The following is a 19,232-nucleotide window of genomic DNA, read 5'->3' as shown; positions in this document are numbered from 1 at the left end:
GATAGCAATGGAATACATCCGCGTAAAATCGATAGAGGATCCCTATTTTACGGCGATGCACGAATTGATGAGCACCGTATTTCCTTCGGAGGAAGTGTTGGCCTTCGATTTGTGGAGAGAGCCGATAGAAGATCCGGATATTCACGTATACGTAGCCGTCGAACACGGTAACGTCGTCGGTGCGACGGAATACCGTTACTATCCGGATCTTCGCGTAGCCATGACGGATTTCACGATCATTGGAGCGATGGGACTCGGGATCGGAAGATTCTTATATGTGAACCGGAGCAATGATTTGAAACGGCTTCAGTCCGAGAGCGGGACGGAGTCGATCGGCATGTTCGCGGAAATCTACCGTACTCATGCCATATCGACCTTTAGGTTCGGCAATGTGCTTCCGATGCATCCGGCCGTTCGTCGCGAAGTGTTGTCTCATCTGGGATATCGGAAGCTCGACTTCGCGTATGTGCACCCGTCCTGGGATCATGAAGGCAAAGCTGTATCCGATCTGGATTTAGGTTTTCTTCCGGCGGAGGACGCAACGGAAACGTTGCCCACGGAATTGATCGTAAGGTTTCTCAAAACTTATTACACCGCGCTGCCGAACCGTCCGAGGGAATGGGAAGAAATGATTTCCGCGCTCGGGCAAGAAACGGACATCGCTTTGATGCCTTTGTAGAAAATATTCGATAAAATGCTCCAGTTTCGCTTGCGTTAGTTCCTCGCAGCGGTTCTGGAGCATTCCGTTGAAATATGGCTTTAATATCATCGGCATTCATACTCCCTCCCCCCCTTGCCGATAACCCCTGCATTCTTCGATTATTCGCTCCGTTTCTTGACATCCTTCCTAGAGTTATTTTCGAACCAACCGAATTGTAAGTAATTAAGGATTGAATCGGTGAGTTATGATCTGTTTTTTTTGACGTAAATTTGCGAATTATGGGCGACAAAGACGAAAAAAGGCAGTAAAATAGCGAAAGCGATAAGCAAGATTTTCCATGAACGGAAGGAGAGCAAAGATGCGCATTACGTTTCTAGGCAACGGCGATTCGATGGGAACGCCAAGGGTATACTGCGAATGTGCGGTTTGCGGGGAAGCGCGAATATCGGGCGGCAACATCCGCTTGCGTTCCTCGATTCTAATAGAAGAAGAGGGCCAACAGCCGTTATTGCTGGATTGCGGACCGGATTGGCGGAAGCAGATGGAGAACTCGGGGATCAGGGAGATCGGTCAGGCCTTGCTTACGCACGCGCACTTCGATCATATCGGCGGTCTTACGGAATGGGCGGATGCTTGTCGTTGGACGGAATCCGTCGCTCGGGTATATGCTCCGGACGAAGTGTTAAACGAGGTTCGATTGCGATTTCCTTGGCTGGAAAAACAATTCAAGATGTCAAGCAACGATAAGGGTCTCGATTATGGGGATTGGCGGATCACTCCTTGGAAAGTAAACCATGGGAAGAACGGTTACTCGTACGCTTACCATTTCGAACACGCGTTACGCGGCGTGAAATGGGCTTACTGTTCGGATGCGATTCAATTGACGGACAGACAAAAAGCGCCTTTGTCCATGTTGGAGCTGCTTGTTCTCGGTACGAGCTTCGTGGAGGAGAATTTCCCGATGGATACGCGTTCGGTATACGATATGAAGGAGGGGCTTTTGCTCGCGGAAGAGTGCCTGCCGGCGAAGGTTCTTTTTACCCATCTCTCCCATGACGTGGATGTTCGAGAGGACTATGGCTTGCCGGCAGGGATCGCACTTGCGGCTACGGGGATGCGGGTGGACATCTAATCTCGCGAACGGATAACGAGCAATTGGCCGGAACCGATGGTAATCGTGCCGCAGGGCGCATCAAGCGTGTTGCTTATTCCGATCGATTGGCCATGCTTTAAAGTTGCGTCGAGAAGCGGGTATTGAAAGCCATGCAAGGTAACTCCGGTAACTATCGATGTCAATGGAAGCAATGATACATAGGGAAAACAATCGTATTGCTCTAATCGGAAGTTGTCCGCGCATAGGGAAATTTCGTTGTGTTCGTCGATCAACGTAAGCGAGCAGCCTTGTTCATGCGCTAACGCGAGCAGATAGACGTTGCCTAGGCTATGATCGAATCTCGTTCCTAAAGCTCCGAAGAGGACAATGTTCCGATAACCTCTGCCGATCGCTTCGCGGAGAGCGAGTTCCGTATCCGTCCAATCTTTATCGACCGCGTCATAGGAAATAAGCTCTCGCGATGCAGACTCGATCCTATTCAGCTGTTCCGGCGTGACGGAATCGAAATCCCCTAAGGAAAGATCTGGCGAATATCCGCGATCTACCAGGAAGAAGGCACCTCGGTCTGCGCCGATGAGATAATCCTCGGTCTTCAAGTAGGTCAACGCCCAAGAACCAAGACGACCGCCCGTGAAAATAAGCGCGCGTGATGTCGGAGACTGAGCTTGCCGTTCGGATTGGTTAGGTGGACTAGGTTGAGTAGATGACATGAAGACATACCTCCGAATGGATCTATGCGAATGGTTCGCTTTCCCAGTATAGCTGTAAAATGAGCGTTGCGAAATAGCGAGGCTTCCCGCTACAATGAGAAAGAATTCATATCGTTCGGCGTCGGAAAAAGCATGTTTATGCGATCGCCGGAATGAAAATGCGCGGAGGAGAGTTTAAGTTGGAGTGGGAATTTCAAGCGTTTAGCATTATTGGTACCATTGCTTTCGCGATCAGCGGAGCGATCGTCGCCATGGAAGAAGATTACGATATACTTGGCGTATTCGTGCTAGGGATGGTCACGGCGTTCGGAGGCGGAATCATTCGTAATCTGCTAATCGGCATCCCCGTTACTACATTATGGAGCCAAGGTCTTTTTTTGAAGACGGCGGCGATCTCCATTTTAATCGTTTTTTTCCTGCCGCTGAAGTGGATACAACATTGGAAACGAAGCGAAGTGTTCTTCGACGCGATCGGCTTGGCGGCATTCGCGATACAAGGGGCATCCTATGCGGTCAAGACGCAATTACCGATTAGCGCAGTCATGGTCGCGGCTATGCTTACGGGAATCGGCGGAGGAATGATCCGCGACATTCTGGCCGGACGCAAACCTCTCGTGCTGCGGGATGAAATCTATGCGGTGTGGGCGATATTGGCGGGCTTGGCTTTAGGCCTTGCCGACTTGCACAAACCGTGGGAGTTGTTCGGCTTATTTTTGTTGGTCGTATTGTTCCGGATGTTATCCGTCTATTATAAGTGGAAGCTGCCGCGCCGTTCTTTAAGAGTTGCCGAAGAGCGCAGAAGCCAATAATCGGAGGTCCTGTTATTATGAGTTATTCCGTCTTATTCGTTTGTTTGGGCAACATTTGCCGCTCGCCGATGGCGGAGGCCGTATTCAGAGGTTTAATTAAGCGCTCGGGATTGGAGCGGGAGATCACGGTCGATTCCGCCGGCACGGGGGACTGGCATATCGGACATCCCCCTCATGAAGGGACCCGGAAGCTGTTGGATCGTTATTCGATCTCCTATGAGGGCATGCGCGCAAGACAAATCTTGGCTTCCGATGGAAGTCAATTCGATCTGATCGTTGCCATGGACACGAAGAACGAGAAGGATATTCGGGAGATGCTGGGTGCGAATTCGCGGGCGCGCATCATCCGGTTTTTGTCGTTGTTGCCCGAGAAAGGCATCGACGACGTCCCCGACCCTTATTACTCCGGCAACTTCGACGAAGTATACGAACTCGTGAAAGCGGGCTGCGAGCGGTTGCTTGAACGGATCAAAGATGAAGGGGGCCTCGCGGATGGACGACAAGCCTGAGCAAGCAGGACTAACGTCGTCGGCGCCGCTTCCCGTGTCCTTGAAACAGCTGCGGCTCGTTTCCCAAGTTGAGCTGACGCGTCGCTTGGAACCGGTAAAAACGTTAAAGGAAGACGAGCTCGAGATGTACCGCGTCGTCAAAGATAGGGAAACCGGCGAACACTATTTGCATTTCGCGGCATTTCACATTCACGTGGCCGGCGGAGGAGTAGAAGAGGAGTACCACCACTTAATGCCTCTTGATCACGACGACGTAATCGCTCTCGCGCTAGGTTCGCCGCTGTTCGTATATCCCGAGCATTGGACGATTGCCTATCTTCGAAACGGTCCGGACGGCGGATTCGTTTGGTACGATCCGGACGGAGCCGCGAACGAAGAAACGGAAGCCGCCGAGACGGAAAAGTTTTTGCGCGAGCAGTTGCTTGAATTCCGAGCATCCGGTAAGTACGGGGAAGAGGAAGTCAGGAGATTGCTCGAGTCGATCGACCAACGGCTACCTCCTCTAGGCGAGCCCGAATAAGAGAACATCCAAAAGCCAACCGCCCGAGTCTTGACGACTTGGGCGGTTGGCTTTTGATTCGCTAACGATAGGGCAAGCTAGTTGGCACTTGCAGATTCATCGGCCCGCGCACCGGAGACATCTCCCGGAGCACTGAATTGTTTATGGGGCCGATTTTGGAGGAAACAAGGTTCTCCCAGGGCGTTAATCGGTTTGTGTGGTAGGATTTTGAGTAAATAAGGTTCTCCAGGAGCGCTAAAGTGTTTGTAGGACGGTTTTGGAAGAAACAAGGTTCTCCCAGGGCGTTAATGAGTTTGTTTAGTATGCTTTGGAGTAGATAAGGTTCTCCAGGAGCACTAAAGTGTCCGAAGGGACGGTTTTGGAGGAAACAAGGTTCTCCCAGGGCGCTAATTGAGTTTGGTTAATGATTTAGAGAAAATAGGGTTCTCCCGGAGCGCTAAAGTGTTTGTAGGACCGATTTAGAGGAAGCAAGGTTCTCCATAATACCTAACCCTCTGAAAGATTGCTAATGGATGAAATAAGGTTTTAGTACAATTGCGGACCCACGCCCCGCTAATTGCCACGAACGGACTCAACCCACCGAAGTAACGGAACCGCTTTCCACTAATTACCACAAACGGTCCAATTCCACAGAGATAGCGGAAGCGTGTTCCGCTAATTGCTTCGAACAGACTCAACCCACCGAAGTAACGGAAGCACGTTCCGCTAATTACCTCGAACAGACTCAAAACACCGAAGTAACGGAAGCACGCTTCCACTAATTACCTCGAATAGACTCAAAACACCGAAATAACGGAACCTCTTTCCACTAATTACCACAAGCGGCCCCATTCCACAGAGATAGCGGAAGGACGTTCTGCTATTTACCTCAAACAGACTCAAACCGCCGAAGTAACGGAAGGACGTTCCGCTAATTACCTCGAATAGACTCAAACCACCGAAGTAACGGAACCACATTCCGCTATTTAACTCGAACGGACTCAAACTACCGAAGGAACGGAAGCACGTTCCGCTATTTAACTCGAACGGACCCAAACTATCGAAGTAACGGAAGCACGTTCCGCTAATTACCTCGAATAGACTCAAACCACCGAAGTAACGGAAGCACGTTCCGCTATTTACCTCGAACGGACTCAAACCGCCGAAGTAACGGAAGCACGTTCCGTTATTTACCTCGAACAGACTTAAACCACCGAAGTAACGGAAGCACGTTCCACTAATTACCTCGAACAGGCTCAAACCACCGAAGTAACGGAAGCACGTTCCGCTATTTTTCGCAGATGAACCCCATTCTAAGAATTAACGGAACCGCGTTCCGCTAACCTCATCCTAGCAGACTAACTATTCGAACAATCGTGGAGCGGGACCGAGGAAAGCGGCCAACGCCTCGGGTAGCTGTTGCTGCCAGAAGCCCCATTTGTGCTCGCCTTCCTTTTCCGCGTAATGCAGCTTTGCTCCTTTTTCCTCTAGCAGTCGCACCGCATCCCGGTTTAGTTTCACGAAATCGAATGTCCCGCGATCCGTCGGGTACGCGGTCTCTTGAAGACCGACGACCATCCACAGCTTTAAGCGATCCAGAGAGCCCGCTTGCCGCAATTGCTCGAAGTAAGCCTCGTAGAATGCCCCGGACAATGAGAGGATTCGGTTGAATAGCGATGGATAGGCGAGAGCGAGGGATAACGAAACGGCACCGCCCAGAGAATCTCCGGCCAGAAGCCTCATCTCCGGCGTGTCGCGGACTGGATAATGCGATTCCACCCAAGGAACCATTTCTTCCGCGAAAAAACGGGTATATAAAGGGTAACGCTCGCCGTCAGGTGCATATTCCGAAGTGCGTTGCGATTTGTCCACTTCTACGCCGACGATGATGAAGGGATCCCAGTCCTCTTCGAGGATGAGTCGTTGCGCATGAGTAGCGATGCGCCCGAAGTTAAAAAAATCTTCGCCGTCTTGGCAATAGACGACGGGGTAGCTAATCCAAGCTTGAAAACCGGGTGGCAAATAAACTCGAATCGTGCGTTGACCCTCGGGAAGGATGGTGCTCGGAATGTCGTGCTTATGAATGGTTCTCTTGTATAACGGGTTGTCGCTCATCGGACAAGCCTCCTTGTCAGGTATGGGAAATCGCGGGCATGGGCAAAACAATGGATGGTAATTAAGAGATGGTGTATTACACTGTTACATAGATATTATAATCCTGTTATACAAACATGAATTGGACGAAAGCTATATAAATAAAGGGTTTTTGGAGTTTTCCTTTGACCAAATCACTTAAACAGGGATATAATAATTCTATAACAGAAAGCCCTCTTCCACAATTAAAGATGAGGTGAACCTTATGAGTAAAGTATCCACAGAAGCACCGATCAACAAAATCGGCGGTTTATCGCACGAGGTTAGGTCGGAAGACGTAGCACCACTGCAAATATTGTCCCCGGAAGGCGAAGTCGTCAATCCGGAACGCATGCCTAAGCTGTCCGACGAACAACTGAAAGAAATTATGTACCGCATGGTATTTACCCGTACTTGGGACGATCGTGCGGTAAACCTTGGTCGCCAAGGCCGTCTCGGTTTCTACGCTCCGGTATCTGGACAAGAAGCGACGATGGTCGGAAGCGAATACGCATTGAACAAAGACGATTTCGTTTGCCCGGGTTATCGCGATATGCCGCAACTCGTCTGGCACGGCTTGCCTTTGTACCAAGCGTTCTTGTACTCCCGCGGTCACCAGCATGGCGGACAGATTCCGGAAGGCGTCAACGTCCTTATGCCTCAGATCATCATCGGCGCGCAAATCTTGCACGCTACGGGGATCGCGATGGGCTTTAAGCTGAAAGGCGAGAAACGCGTCGCTATTACTTACACCGGAGACGGCGGTTCTTCCGAGGGCGATTTCTACGAAGGCATGAACTTTGCCGGTTCGTTTAACTTGCCGGTTATTTATTTCGTGCAGAACAACGGTTATGCCATTACGACTCCGTTCGCTAAGCAAACGGCTGCCCAATCGATCGCGCACAAAGCGCTTGCCGTCGGTATCCGCGGGCAACAAATCGACGGGATGGACGTGCTTGCGGTTATTTCCGCGGTGCAAGAAGCGGCTGAAATCGGACGCAACGGCGGCGGAGCAACGCTGATCGAAGCGCTGACTTACCGTTTCCGTCCTCACTCCATGGCCGACGACGCGAGCAAGTATCGCACGAAGGAAGAAGAGCAAGAGTGGAGCTTAAAAGATCCGCTCGTTCGTTTCGGCAAGTTCCTCGAGAAAAAAGGGCTTTGGAACGAGGAAGAAACGGCGCGCGTTAAAGAAGAAGCCAAAAATGCGGTAAACGAGCACATCAAGAAAGCGGAGCAAACGGAGAAAATGACCGTTGCCGGGCTGATCGATTCGATGTTCGAGACGACGCCGGCGCATCTTGAAGAGCAAAAAGCCGATTTCCAAGCATAAACGGCTATCGCCGCTATTCGTGCGGCATTCCGTTCATGTCGGAGATGATTCAGTAATGGATAAGCGTGGAACTTAAAAACGATGAATCATCAATATATTCTGCGAGACGACTGGCGGGCGGCGTTCCCATCGCCGACGCATCAGATCGCTCATGGCGAGGAGAGTTTAGCAGCATGGCTCAAATGAATATGAAGGAAGCGATTCGCGACGCAATGCGCGTCGAGCTGAAACGCGACCCTAACGTTATCTTGTTCGGAGAAGACGTCGGTAAAGTCGGCGGCGTATTCCGTGCTACGGAAGGCTTGCAAGGAGAATTCGGCGAAACGCGCGTGTTCGATACGCCTCTTGCCGAATCCGCGATCGGAGGCTTGGCCGTCGGTCTTGGAACTCAAGGCTTCCGTCCGATTGCCGAAATCCAGTTCGTAGGTTTTATCTATGAAGCTTTAGACCAAATGTTCGTGCAAGCGGCGCGGATGCGTTATCGCTCCGGCGGACGTTACCACGCTCCGATCGTGTTCCGTACGCCTTTCGGCGGCGGCGTTAAAGCGGCGGAGCTGCATACCGATTCGCTCGAAGGCTTGGCGATTCAAACGCCGGGCATCAAGGTTATTGTTCCTTCTAACCCTTATGACGCGAAAGGCCTGTTGATCTCGGCGATTCGCGATAACGATCCCGTATTCTTCATGGAGCATCTGAACTTGTACCATGCATTCCGCGATGAAGTTCCGGAGGGCGAATACACGGTTCCGATCGGCAAAGCCAAAGTCGTACGCGAGGGCAAAGACATTACGATTATCTCTTACGGCCTGATGGTGCACACGGCAGTTAAAGCCGCCGAAGAACTCGAGAAAAACGGCGTTTCCGCGGAAGTCATCGACTTGCGTACGCTTCTGCCGCTGGATATCGACACGATCGTCGCTTCGATCCAGAAAACGAATCGCGCGATCGTCGTTCAGGAAGCTCAGAAAACTTCCGGCGCGGCCGCCGAAATCATCGCGCAAATTAACGAAAAAGCAATTCTGCACTTGGAAGCTCCGGTGCTTCGTTGCGCAGGGCCTGACACGGTCTATCCGTTCGCGCAAATCGAGGATGCATGGTTGCCGTCGGTGGCTCGCATCGTGAAAACCGCAAACCAGGTTCTTCAGTTCTAATCGAGGAGGTCTCCAGGTGACGAGATTTGAATATCGGTTCCCGGAGCTCGGCGAAGGGTTGCATGAAGGCGAAATCGTCAAAATGCATATCGCGCCGGGCCAGACGGTGACAGACGAAGATATCATTATGGAAGTACAGAACGATAAAGCGATCGTGGAAGTTCCTTGCCCGGTCAACGGTAAAGTGGTCGAAGTGCTGGCCAAAGACGGACAAGTCATGCGCGTAGGCGAAGTCGTTGCGATCATCGAAGCGGAAGGCGAAGTGCCTGACCAAGGACATGCCGCATCCGATCACGCTCCTGCCGCCAGCGGCAACAGCGCTACCGGCGGTGCCGATACGCAAGGCCAACCGGCGCAACAACCTGCCGCGGAAACGCCAGCTGCCCCAGCGGCTGCAGCTCCTGCACCGACGGCGCAACCTGCTAACGGCGGATCCGTCTTGGCGACGCCAAGCGTTCGCAAGTTCGCTCGCGAGAAAGGCGTAACGATCTCCGAAGTTGCCGGTACAGGCAAGAACGGTCGCATTACTCGCGAAGATATCGAAGGCTTCGCAACGGGCGGCTCCGCTCCGAAAGCTGCAACAACGGAAGCTCCGGCAACATCCGGCACGGCATCCGCTCCAGCGGCCGCTCCGAAAGCCGTCGGTTCCGTAAGCGGTCCTGGCGTCGAAGAGCGCGTGCCGTTCAAAGGCATTCGCAAAGCGATCGCCAACGCAATGGTCAAATCCGTCTACACGGCGCCGCACGTAACGCTGATGGACGAAGTAGACGTTACCGGACTTGTCGCGCTTCGTACGCGCGCCAAACCCGTAGCCGAGAAAAAAGGCGTTAAGCTTACTTATTTGCCTTTCATCGTAAAAGCTCTTGTCGCGGCATGCCGCGAATTCCCGGCTTTGAACGCGATGATCGACGAAGCGGCTAACGAAATCGTCTACAAGAAATACTACAACATCGGGATCGCGACGGACACCGATAACGGCTTGATCGTACCGGTCGTCTTCGACGCGGACCGCAAGAACGTCTGGTCCATCGCGAACGAGATCCGCGATCTCGCGACTCGCGGTCGCGACGGCAAGCTAGGCGCGAGCGAACTTAAGGGCAGCACGATTTCGATCACGAACATCGGCTCAGCTGGCGGCATGTTCTTTACGCCGGTCATCAATTTCCCTGAAGTCGCGATTCTCGGCACGGGACGGATCAGCGAGAAAGCCGTCGTCAAGAACGGCGAGATCGTAATCGCTCCCGTAATGGCATTGTCTCTTAGCTTTGACCACCGCATCATAGACGGCGCTACGGCGCAAAACTTCTTAAACTACATTAAACAGCTGCTCAGCGATCCTGAGTTGCTTGTTATGGAGGTGTAACTCATGGTCGTAGGAGACGCTTCTCTAGATATCGACTTGCTCGTCATCGGTGCAGGCCCCGGCGGTTACGTTGCCGCTATCCGCGCCGCTCAATTAGGTCAAAAAGTTATTATCGCGGACAAAGGCAAATTCGGCGGCGTCTGTTTGAACGTCGGATGTATTCCGTCCAAAGCGCTGATCAATTCCGCTCATCACTACGAGTCCATGCAACACGCAAGCGACTACGGATTATCCGCGGACAATGTCAGCGTTGACTTCGGCAAGGTCCAAGATTACAAAACGTCCGTCGTGAACAAAATGACGGGCGGCGTGGAAATGCTGTTGAAGGCGAACAAAGTACAGATGTTCCAAGGCGAAGTCATGTTCATCAACGAGAACGAAGCGCGTCTGTTCAACGATAACGAAGCGCCTCGCTATCGTTTCAAGAACTGCATCATCGCGACGGGTTCCCGCCCGATCGAGTTGAAGCCTTTCCCGTTCGGCAAACGCATCCTTTCTTCGACGGAAGCTCTGTCCTTGCCTGAATTGCCGAAGAGCCTCATCGTCATCGGCGGCGGTTATATCGGAATCGAGCTTGGCCAAATGTACGCCAAATTCGGCGTGCAAGTCACCGTGCTCGAAGGCGCGGATACGATTCTGCCGGGCTTCGATAAAGACATGAGCAATCTCGTCGTGAAGAAACTTAAAAAATCTAACGTCGAAATCGTAAACGGAGCGCTTGCCAAAGGCGCCGAGCAAACCGACAAAGACGTTACGGTTACTTACGAAGTAGGCGGAGAGCAGAAGACGGTTACGGCCGACTACTTGCTCGTTACCGTCGGACGTCGTCCGAACACGGACGGAGAACTGGGTCTTGAGCTTGCCGGCGTCAAAGTCGGCGAGCGCGGCCTGATCGAAGTCGATGATCAATGCCGTACGAACGTTAAGCACATCTTCGCGATCGGCGATATCGTACCGGGCGCAGCGCTCGCGCACAAAGCTTCTTACGAAGCGAAAGTCGCGGCCGAAGCGATCGCCGGATTGCCTTCCAAAGTCGATTACAAATGCATTCCCGCGGTCGCGTTCTCCGATCCGGAATGCGCAAGCGTCGGCTACACGGAAAAAGAAGCGAAGGAAAAAGGCCACAAGGCGAAGTCCAGCAAGTTCCCGTTCGGCGGTAATGGCCGCGCGGTCACGCTGAACGGCGCGGACGGCTTCCTGAAATTGATTCACGATGTCGATACCGGGCTTGTGCTCGGCGCGCAAATCGCCGGCGTCGAAGCTTCCAACATGATCGCCGAGCTTGGCCTTGCGATCGAGATGGGAGCGACGATCGAGGATATCGCGCTTACGATCCACGCTCACCCGACATTGGCGGAGATTACGATGGATGCGGCGGAACTCGCGATGGGTCACCCGATCCACACGATCGCTCCTAAGTCTTAAGCCATAACGAATAAACCTTTGTGAGGGATTCCCGGCTTTGTTCGGGCATATCCTTCATAAAGGTTTATTTTCTATCCTGACCGGAAAAGAGGCGAGGAACGGATGAGCGAGGATGCAGCAAGGCCGATGAGCCGATCGAGGTCGATCATGACGGAGCTCGTGTTCCCGACGGACACCAACCATCACGGTACGATGTTCGGCGGAACGCTCATGAATTACATCGATAAAATTTCCGCGATTGCCGCGATGCGGCACTGCAGCAAACCCGTCGTCACAGCTTCTACCGACAGTCTGGACTTCCTGGCTCCGATCCGTTTGGGCGAAACGGTCGAATTGGAGGCGTTCGTAACCTGGACGCACCGAAGTTCTATGGAAGTGTACGTCGTCGTCAGAGCCGAGAATTTATTTACCGGAGACCGCAGGGTGACTTGCACGGCTTTTTCCACGTTCGTGGCCGTTGACGAGCAAGGGAAGCCGGTGCCCGTTCCGCCAGTGACGCCGGAAAACGAGGCCGAGCGGAAGCTGTTCGACAGCGCGCCGGAAAGATACGACCTCCGCAAGAAACGGCGCGCTCAGCATTATTCGACAACGGAGTAACGTCGACAGTTATCGAAGCGGATGATACAATTAACAAAAAACTTTCGTCGAGGTGTGTACTCGTTGCGTAATTATTTGGATTTGTTGCAGGACGTGCTGGATCACGGAACCGAGAAAGGGGACCGCACCGGCACAGGAACGCTGTCCGTATTCGGACGGCAGCTTCGTTTCGATTTGGCGGAAGGGTTCCCGCTCGTGACTACGAAGCGAATTCATTTGAAATCGGTCGTGCATGAATTGCTCTGGTTCCTGCGCGGCGATACGAACATTCATTATTTGAAGGAACATGGCGTGCGGATTTGGGACGAATGGGCGGACGAGAACGGCGATCTCGGTCCGGTGTACGGCTCCCAGTGGCGTGCATGGGAGACTCCGGACGGCCGAGTAATCGATCAGATTCAGCAAGTCGTCGACGGTATCAAGAACAACCCGAACTCCCGCAGACATCTCGTCAGCGCTTGGAACGTAGCGGTAATCGACGAGATGAAGCTTCCTCCTTGCCATTTCGTGTTCCAATTTTACGTGGCGGATGGCAAGCTCTCTTGCATGCTGACGATGCGCTCCGTAGATACTTTCCTGGGTTTGCCGTTTAATATCGCATCCTATGCACTATTGACGCATATGATCGCGCAGCAATGCGGGCTCGAAGTCGGAGAGTTTATCTGGTCCGGAGGAGACGTTCATATTTACAGCAATCACCTTGAACAGGTGAAGCTGCAGTTGTCGCGAGAGCCTCTCGCTCTTCCGAAATTGAACATCGTTCGCAAACCTGACTCGATCTTCGATTACGTGTTCGAAGACTTCGAATTCGTAGGTTATGAGCACCATCCGGGAATAAAAGCTCCCGTAGCCGTATAATCGCTGAAAATCAATCGTCTTGCCTATCCCATCGCGGATCGGCGAGACTTTTTTTATTTTTTGCGAAAATGCTCAAACCGTTATCCGATTCGCTCCGTTAGCTAGGATGATTCGATTCCGGAATGAGGAGAGATTGCGAATGATCAAAGGTAGACGATTCATGATGTCGCTAACTTTAACGATCGGGTTGGCTACGATGTCGACGTCCGCTTTGGCGGACGGCGCCCAACCGGTCTCCGTTAGCGTGGCGCCGACGGTGCAAACGAGCACGGCAGTGGATGCCATCGCTAAGCTAGGCATACTTCGAGGGGACGGACAAGGCGTTACGGAAGCGTACTTAGATCAACATACGACGCGATTGCAAGCCGCAATCGTTCAACTCAGACTGATGGGGAAAGAACAAGAAGCGCTTGGATTCACGGGCATGGATAGTTTCAAGGATGCCGCTCAGGCAGGCAAGTCGGGTCGCGCCATTCTTGCTTACTTGAAAGGTCATCCCGAATACGGGTGGAGCGGCACGGGAACAGGAGAATTCATACCGAATGCGCCGATTGCGCCGCAACAGCTATACAAAGTCATGCTGGAATCGCTCGGGTACCGATCGGGCACTGATTTTGCATACAAGGAAACGCTATCGTTCGCATCGTCCAAAGGGTTATTCCGGGCGGCGACCTCAGAGTTGTTCGAAAACAGGGATTTAGCGGTAGCGTTGGCGGAAACGCTTCAAGCGAAGCCAAAAGGGAGCGAAGGCACGCTGCTTAGCGTACTCGTCGGAAAGAAGTCGATCGACGCGGAGCAAGCCAAGTTGTTGGAAGGCGAACGTATCGATATGGACAAAAGCGCGGACGGTACGATGTATTTGACGGACGGCAAGGGGATGGCACTTTATTTATTCACGAAGGATTCGGCCGACATAAACAGCTGCCAAGACGCTTGCCTGGCGAACTGGCCCGTCTTTTACTCAGACAGTCTTCTGCTGCCCGAGGGCGTAAACCCGGCGGACTTTGGCGCTTTCGTACGCAACGACGGGGCGAAACAGCTCACGTACCAAGGATGGCCGCTGTATTATTTCGCTAAAGACGCGAAAGCCGGCGACACGAACGGGGAAGGAGCCAACAACGTATGGTTCCTGATCAAGCATCCGTTCTACTCGGTCGGTCTGGGCACGGATCCGAAACTGGGCAATTATTTGGTGGACAGACATGGGATGACGTTATATTACTTCGATAAAGATCCGTTGGGAGCGAGCGTCTGCGAGGGGGATTGTTTGGCGAAGTGGCCTGTTTTCCGCGCGGAAGGCAGCGTAGTTCCGAAAGGATTGTCGGCAAACGATTTCGGTGAAATTACGCGAAAAGACGGCTCTAAGCAAACGACGTATAAGGGATATCCGCTTTATTATTTCTTCCAAGACGCCAAGCGCGGAGAACTCAAAGGGCAATCGCTCGGAGACGTATGGTTCGTCGTGAACCCTGCTGCTTTCGTAGGCACGACAACAGGATTAACCGCGCCGGCCAAGGCCATGATCGAGATCAAAGATTATTCGTTCGGTCCGACGCTTACGGTCAAGGCGGGAACGACGATCGAATTCATTAATCGCGACGACATGAAGCATAACGCGGTAGCGGTGGACGGTTCATTCAAGATCGCCTTGTTGGACAAGGGGCAATCCGCGACGATCAAGCTCGACAAGCCGGGAACTTACGAGTATTATTGCGAGCCGCACAAAAGCTTCATGAAAGGAACGATAATCGTCCAATGACAAAAAGATGCGCGAAAACTATTATGGCGGTAATCTTCCTCGCGATGATGTTCATGCTTGCGGCATGTTCATCTTCGGGGAAGGAGGAGGGGACACCGTCGTCGAATAACGTGCAAAGCGAATCGCAAGGGGCTTCGCAGTCCGCTTCGACTTCGCCGGTATCGGCATCGCCTGATGCGAACACCGAACCGTCGCATTCGCACGATTCATCAGCGACGGCGTCTGAAGGTCCGTCGAAGTCTTCGCCGTCACCGAAACCGTTGCCATCGCCTTCCCGGAAGCCAGCGGAATCCTCGGTTAAGCCTTCCCCAGCACCGTCGGTTAAGCCGTCTGAGGGTTCATCGGCTTCCGCCGAGTCGGAATCTCCGAAACAAGAAGTCATCGTAGAGATTAAGGATTTCGCTTTTTCTCCGGAGAAAGTTACCGTACGCAAAGGTACGAAGGTTACGTTCATCAATCGCGACAAAATCAAGCATACCGCCACGGGCGATAACGGAGAGTTCGATACCGGCTTACTCGGGCAAGACGTACCAGGAGATGTGATCTTCGACGAGGCTGGAACATTTGCTTATCATTGCGAGCCGCATCCCGGAATGACGGGAACGATCGTCGTGGAAGACGAATAGGAAGAAGGGGGCTGCCTTCGGTGCCGAAACAGGCATCGTGAGGGAGCCCCGTTCGAGGACAAGGAGAAATGTCCAAATGCGCAATCCCACCGATGGAGAGCTAATGCGACTCATTCGAGAAGGGCAACAGCATGCATTAACGGAGCTGTATGATCGACATGCCAAGCTGGTCTATTCCATCGCCTACCGGATTGCGGGCAACGAGCCGCTGGCGCGAGAAGCCGTACAGCTTGTTTACACGCGTCTATGGACGACGAAAGCGGACTACGACGCGAGCAAAGGCGTTTTCTCTAGCTGGTTGATTACGATAACTAGGAATATCACTATCGACGTGCTCAGGTGCGAACGCAGACACCGTTCGATAGTTCCCATAGTCGATGCGAACGTTGCTGCGACAGGCGACGGGGCACCGGAAGAAGCGTTGGAGCGGAGCGACCGGCAATCGGCGATCGCAACGGCTTCCAGAAGTTTGAGCACGCCGCAGCGGAGAGTGATCGATCTCCTTTATTGGAAAGGTTATACGTTGAAAGAAATCGCGGAGATGGGCGGAGAACCGGTCGGGACGGTCAAGAATCGGCTCCATCAAGCGCTTAAGACACTTCGCCGGCATCTTCAGGGCTTGAAGGAGGAACGTTAACGATGAGTGCGCGGGATAATAGGGAATGCGAAGGATTGTTCGAATATTTGTCCGGTGAGGGCTCGGACGTGGAGCGCAAGCGTTTCGAGAAGCATCTTGCCTCCTGTACGGTTTGTACGGAAGAAGCCGGTATATGGCGCGAGGTGTGGGACCGGCTCGGAGAAGACTTGGAAATCTTAGAACCCCCGGCAGATTTGAAGGATGAGGTATTGGGAACGATTTTCGCCGCGGAACATGCGTCGGAATTGACCGAAGCAACGCACTCGGCGAAACCCACGAGGGGGGTTAAACGCTTTCGCTCAAGACTTTATGTTCGGGGCTTATTAGTCGTTAGCGCGCTCGTAATTCCATTTCTGCTCGGCTGGTTTGTTAGAGATTTGCAACGTGCCGAGGACAGTCGGACAGCTTCCATCCAGAGTCCGGATCGAATCGAAACGTTGTTCCAATTAGCCGCAGTCCGATCGAGCGGAAAATTCGAGGATAGCCCCCATGCTTACGGAGTGGCTTGCCTGGTTAAGAGCGAGAACAAAGAACAATTCGTCGTCTATGTATTCGGAACGCCGAAAACGGAAGCCGCCGAAGCTTATCAGGTTTGGCTGCTCAAAGACGGAAAACGAACGAGCGCGGGAACGTTTACCGTCGACGAATCGGGTATCGGGATCATGGCTTTGCCGATCGAGCATGGGCTGCCGAAATTCGATTCCGTCGGAATTACACTCGAGCCGGATAGTCGATCCGATGCGCCACGAGGACCTAAGATGTTCGGATCTATGAAACCGGACTCTTCAAGCCGGGCTTGATCCGGCGTGATCGGATGCTCCTTGCCGACTCGTCGTCGAGTAGGCAGTAAAGTCATCGTATGTTATGATTAAATCATAAAAATTACACCACCACGATGCAGAGGATGTCGGAATATGACCGTTACTTTAATAGCCGCGGTCGCCTCGAACGGCGTCATCGGTAACGATAACGACCTGCCTTGGCGATTGCCAGCAGATATGAAATTTTTTAAGCGTCATACGTTGGGCAAGCCGGTTCTTATGGGGCGCAAAACGTTCGAGTCGCTTAGCAAGCCTCTTAAGGATCGGACGAACGTCATTTTATCGCGATCGCTGCAGCAGGCTCCCGAAGGCTGCGAGCTCGTTCGTAATCTTCCTGATGCGATATCCCGATTTGAAGGGGAAGAGCTTATGGTGATCGGCGGAGCGGATATCTACGCCCAGACGCTTCCCTTTGCGGATAAACTTTTGCTTACCGAGATCGGACAGTCATTCGAAGGAGATACTTTTTTCCCGAGCTTCGATCGAGAGCAATGGACGCTCGTTTCGCGCGAAGAAGGCATACAAGACGAGAAAAACGTCTATCCGTTCGCGTTTTGCACGTATGAACGCGTTAAAGCGAAATAGTACAAATAATATTACGGTTAGTACATTGCGACTAATCGGTTGTTTTGTTAGTCTGTTTTATTATCGACTAGCAAATGCGTCCTACGATCTCTAACGAAGATACGGACAGATGGAGGAAATTAGATGTCGACACCTACGGGATTTATGGAATATAAACGCGAGTTACCGACAGACCGCGATCCTTTGGAGCGAATCAAGGACTGGAACGAATTCCACCGCATGTTCTCCGAGGATCAGCTCCGCACGCAAGGCGCTCGTTGCATGGATTGCGGCACTCCATACTGCCATACTGGAATCGAGCTTAGCGGAAGCGTGTCGGGCTGTCCGGTTAACAACCTCATTCCGGAATGGAACAACCTGATCTATCGCGGACTTTGGAAAGAAGCATACGAGCGCCTCGCCAAAACGAACAATTTCCCGGAATTCACCGGACGCGTTTGCCCGGCGCCTTGCGAAGGCTCCTGCACGGTCGGCCTGATCGGCGACGCGGTAACGATCAAGACGATCGAGCAAGCGATTATCGACCGCGCCTTCGAAGAAGGCTGGGTCGTGCCGCAACCGCCGAAAGTCCGCACGGGCAAGAAGGTCGCGGTTGTCGGATCCGGACCGGCCGGCCTTGCGACCGCCGCTCAGTTGAATAAAGCGGGACATACGGTTACGATATTCGAGAGAGCGGATCGCGCCGGCGGATTGTTGATGTACGGAATTCCGACGATGAAGCTGGAGAAAGACATCGTTCAACGCAGGATTGATCTGCTCGCCGCGGAAGGCGTTCAATTCGTACTCAATACCGAGATCGGCAAGGACATTTCCTCGGAAGAGCTACTGAAGCAATTCGATGCGGTCGTCCTCTGCGGCGGAGCAACGAAAGCCCGTCCGATCGGCAACGTCGAAGGTCATGAGTTGAAAGGAATCCATCCGGCGATGGATTACCTGAACAGTACGATCAAGAGTTTTCTCGATAACGGCTTGCAAGACGGCACTTATATTTCCGGGAAAGACCAACATGTCATCGTCATCGGCGGAGGCGACACGGGAACGGACTGCGTAGCGACGGCGTTACGTCATGGTTGCCGGAGCGTGACCCAATTCGGCACTCATTCCAAAGCTCCGTTGGAACGCGATACGTTGAACAACCCTTGGCCTGAGTATCCGAACGTTTATACGTTGGATTACGCGCACGAAGAAGCAAAAGCTCTTTATGGCGAAGATCCTCGCGCGTTCTCCGTGCTGACGAAGAAATTCGTCGGAGACGAGAACGGCAACGTTAAACAATTGCACACCGTGCAAATCCGTCGTTACGTGGACGAGCAAGGCCGTAAAATCTATGAAGAGATTCCCGGAACCGAGAAAGTATGGCCGGCGGATCTCGTACTCGTAGCCGTAGGCTTCGAGGGACCGGAACGCACGATCGTCGACCAACTAGGTCTAGAAACGGACCGTCGCACGAATGTAAAAGCGAAGTACGGCAAATATACGACGAACGTCGACAAAGTGTTCGCGGCTGGCGACATGAGACGCGGTCAAAGCTTGATCGTCTGGGCGATTAACGAAGGCCGCGAAGCGGCTCGCGAAGTGGACAGATACTTGATGGGCAGCACTTTGCTTCCTTAATGGATCTGACCGAATAAGCAAGAGGTCG

At 52.7% G+C, this 19,232-nt stretch carries 19 protein-coding genes; 17 read left to right on the top strand and 2 right to left on the bottom strand.

Annotated features, from left to right (window positions below):
• The first annotated feature begins 7 nt into the window (after positions 1-7).
• On the top strand, positions 8-679 hold the full coding sequence (locus D7Z26_RS02685; RefSeq protein WP_120974528.1) for a GNAT family N-acetyltransferase: 672 nt from the start codon (positions 8-10) through the stop codon (positions 677-679).
• A 340-nt stretch (positions 680-1,019) separates the two neighbouring features.
• Entirely contained in the window at positions 1,020-1,793 is a 774-nt protein-coding gene (locus D7Z26_RS02680) for an MBL fold metallo-hydrolase (RefSeq protein ID WP_120974527.1), read from the top strand.
• On the opposite strand, the gene D7Z26_RS02675 is transcribed toward D7Z26_RS02680, so the two are convergent.
• Positions 1,790-2,485 (bottom strand): thiamine diphosphokinase, encoded by a 696-nt coding sequence (locus tag D7Z26_RS02675; protein WP_120974526.1) that lies wholly within the window; start codon positions 2,483-2,485, stop codon positions 1,790-1,792. The genes D7Z26_RS02680 and D7Z26_RS02675 overlap by 4 nt on opposite strands.
• A 179-nt stretch (positions 2,486-2,664) precedes the next feature.
• Between D7Z26_RS02675 and D7Z26_RS02670 the strand changes: the two genes are divergently transcribed.
• From D7Z26_RS02670 to D7Z26_RS02660, 3 genes are read left to right on the top strand one after another with little or no spacing between them, the layout of a single operon-like run.
• A complete protein-coding gene (locus tag D7Z26_RS02670) occupies positions 2,665-3,294 on the top strand; it encodes a trimeric intracellular cation channel family protein (RefSeq protein ID WP_233566571.1) in 630 nt (209 codons plus the stop codon).
• Positions 3,295-3,311: 17 nt separating this feature from the next.
• Positions 3,312-3,803 (top strand): low molecular weight protein-tyrosine-phosphatase, encoded by a 492-nt coding sequence (locus D7Z26_RS02665; protein WP_120974525.1) that lies wholly within the window; start codon positions 3,312-3,314, stop codon positions 3,801-3,803.
• Entirely contained in the window at positions 3,787-4,323 is a 537-nt protein-coding gene (locus tag D7Z26_RS02660) for a hypothetical protein (protein ID WP_233566569.1), read from the top strand. The genes D7Z26_RS02665 and D7Z26_RS02660 overlap by 17 nt, the downstream gene beginning before the upstream one ends.
• A 1,341-nt stretch (positions 4,324-5,664) precedes the next feature.
• Here the strand turns inward: D7Z26_RS02660 and D7Z26_RS02655 are convergent.
• Complete coding sequence (locus D7Z26_RS02655; RefSeq protein WP_120974524.1) at positions 5,665-6,417, bottom strand: alpha/beta hydrolase; 753 nt, start codon at positions 6,415-6,417, stop codon at positions 5,665-5,667.
• A gap of 244 nt (positions 6,418-6,661) precedes the next feature.
• Between D7Z26_RS02655 and pdhA the strand changes: the two genes are divergently transcribed.
• From pdhA to D7Z26_RS02595, 12 genes are all read left to right on the top strand, one after another.
• A complete protein-coding gene (gene pdhA, locus D7Z26_RS02650) occupies positions 6,662-7,768 on the top strand; it encodes a pyruvate dehydrogenase (acetyl-transferring) E1 component subunit alpha (protein ID WP_120974523.1) in 1,107 nt (368 codons plus the stop codon).
• A 173-nt stretch (positions 7,769-7,941) separates the two neighbouring features.
• Positions 7,942-8,919, top strand: a complete 978-nt coding sequence (locus D7Z26_RS02645; protein WP_120974522.1) for an alpha-ketoacid dehydrogenase subunit beta — start codon at positions 7,942-7,944, stop codon at positions 8,917-8,919.
• Between the two features lie 16 nt (positions 8,920-8,935).
• Positions 8,936-10,282, top strand: coding sequence for a dihydrolipoamide acetyltransferase family protein (locus D7Z26_RS02640; RefSeq protein WP_120974521.1), 1,347 nt, complete (start codon positions 8,936-8,938; stop codon positions 10,280-10,282).
• 3 nt (positions 10,283-10,285) lie between these two features.
• Complete coding sequence (gene lpdA / locus D7Z26_RS02635) at positions 10,286-11,707, top strand: dihydrolipoyl dehydrogenase (RefSeq protein WP_120974520.1); 1,422 nt, start codon at positions 10,286-10,288, stop codon at positions 11,705-11,707.
• A 102-nt stretch (positions 11,708-11,809) separates the two neighbouring features.
• Positions 11,810-12,304 carry an acyl-CoA thioesterase gene (locus D7Z26_RS02630; protein WP_120974519.1) on the top strand — a complete coding sequence of 165 codons (495 nt, stop codon included), beginning with the start codon at positions 11,810-11,812 and terminating at the stop codon, positions 12,302-12,304.
• A gap of 63 nt (positions 12,305-12,367) precedes the next feature.
• A complete protein-coding gene (gene thyA, locus D7Z26_RS02625; protein WP_120974518.1) occupies positions 12,368-13,162 on the top strand; it encodes a thymidylate synthase in 795 nt (264 codons plus the stop codon).
• Positions 13,163-13,301: 139 nt separating this feature from the next.
• Complete coding sequence (locus tag D7Z26_RS02620; protein WP_158602163.1) at positions 13,302-14,921, top strand: plastocyanin/azurin family copper-binding protein; 1,620 nt, start codon at positions 13,302-13,304, stop codon at positions 14,919-14,921.
• Between the two features lie 23 nt (positions 14,922-14,944).
• Entirely contained in the window at positions 14,945-15,547 is a 603-nt protein-coding gene (locus D7Z26_RS02615) for a cupredoxin domain-containing protein (RefSeq protein WP_158602162.1), read from the top strand.
• 76 nt (positions 15,548-15,623) lie between these two features.
• Complete coding sequence (locus D7Z26_RS02610) at positions 15,624-16,184, top strand: RNA polymerase sigma factor (RefSeq protein ID WP_120974515.1); 561 nt, start codon at positions 15,624-15,626, stop codon at positions 16,182-16,184.
• Positions 16,185-16,186: 2 nt separating this feature from the next.
• Positions 16,187-16,984, top strand: coding sequence for an anti-sigma factor (locus D7Z26_RS02605; RefSeq protein ID WP_120974514.1), 798 nt, complete (start codon positions 16,187-16,189; stop codon positions 16,982-16,984).
• A gap of 114 nt (positions 16,985-17,098) precedes the next feature.
• Positions 17,099-17,590, top strand: coding sequence for a dihydrofolate reductase (locus D7Z26_RS02600; RefSeq protein ID WP_120974513.1), 492 nt, complete (start codon positions 17,099-17,101; stop codon positions 17,588-17,590).
• A 123-nt stretch (positions 17,591-17,713) separates the two neighbouring features.
• Positions 17,714-19,204, top strand: coding sequence for a glutamate synthase subunit beta (locus tag D7Z26_RS02595; protein ID WP_120974512.1), 1,491 nt, complete (start codon positions 17,714-17,716; stop codon positions 19,202-19,204).
• The last annotated feature ends 28 nt before the right edge of the window (positions 19,205-19,232 follow it).

The organism is Cohnella endophytica, assembly GCF_003628305.1.
Classification (GTDB): Bacteria; Bacillota; Bacilli; order Paenibacillales; family Paenibacillaceae; genus Cohnella; species Cohnella endophytica.
Note: the sequence above shows the minus strand (reverse complement) of the source record. Positions and strands in the feature narration are given on the sequence as shown.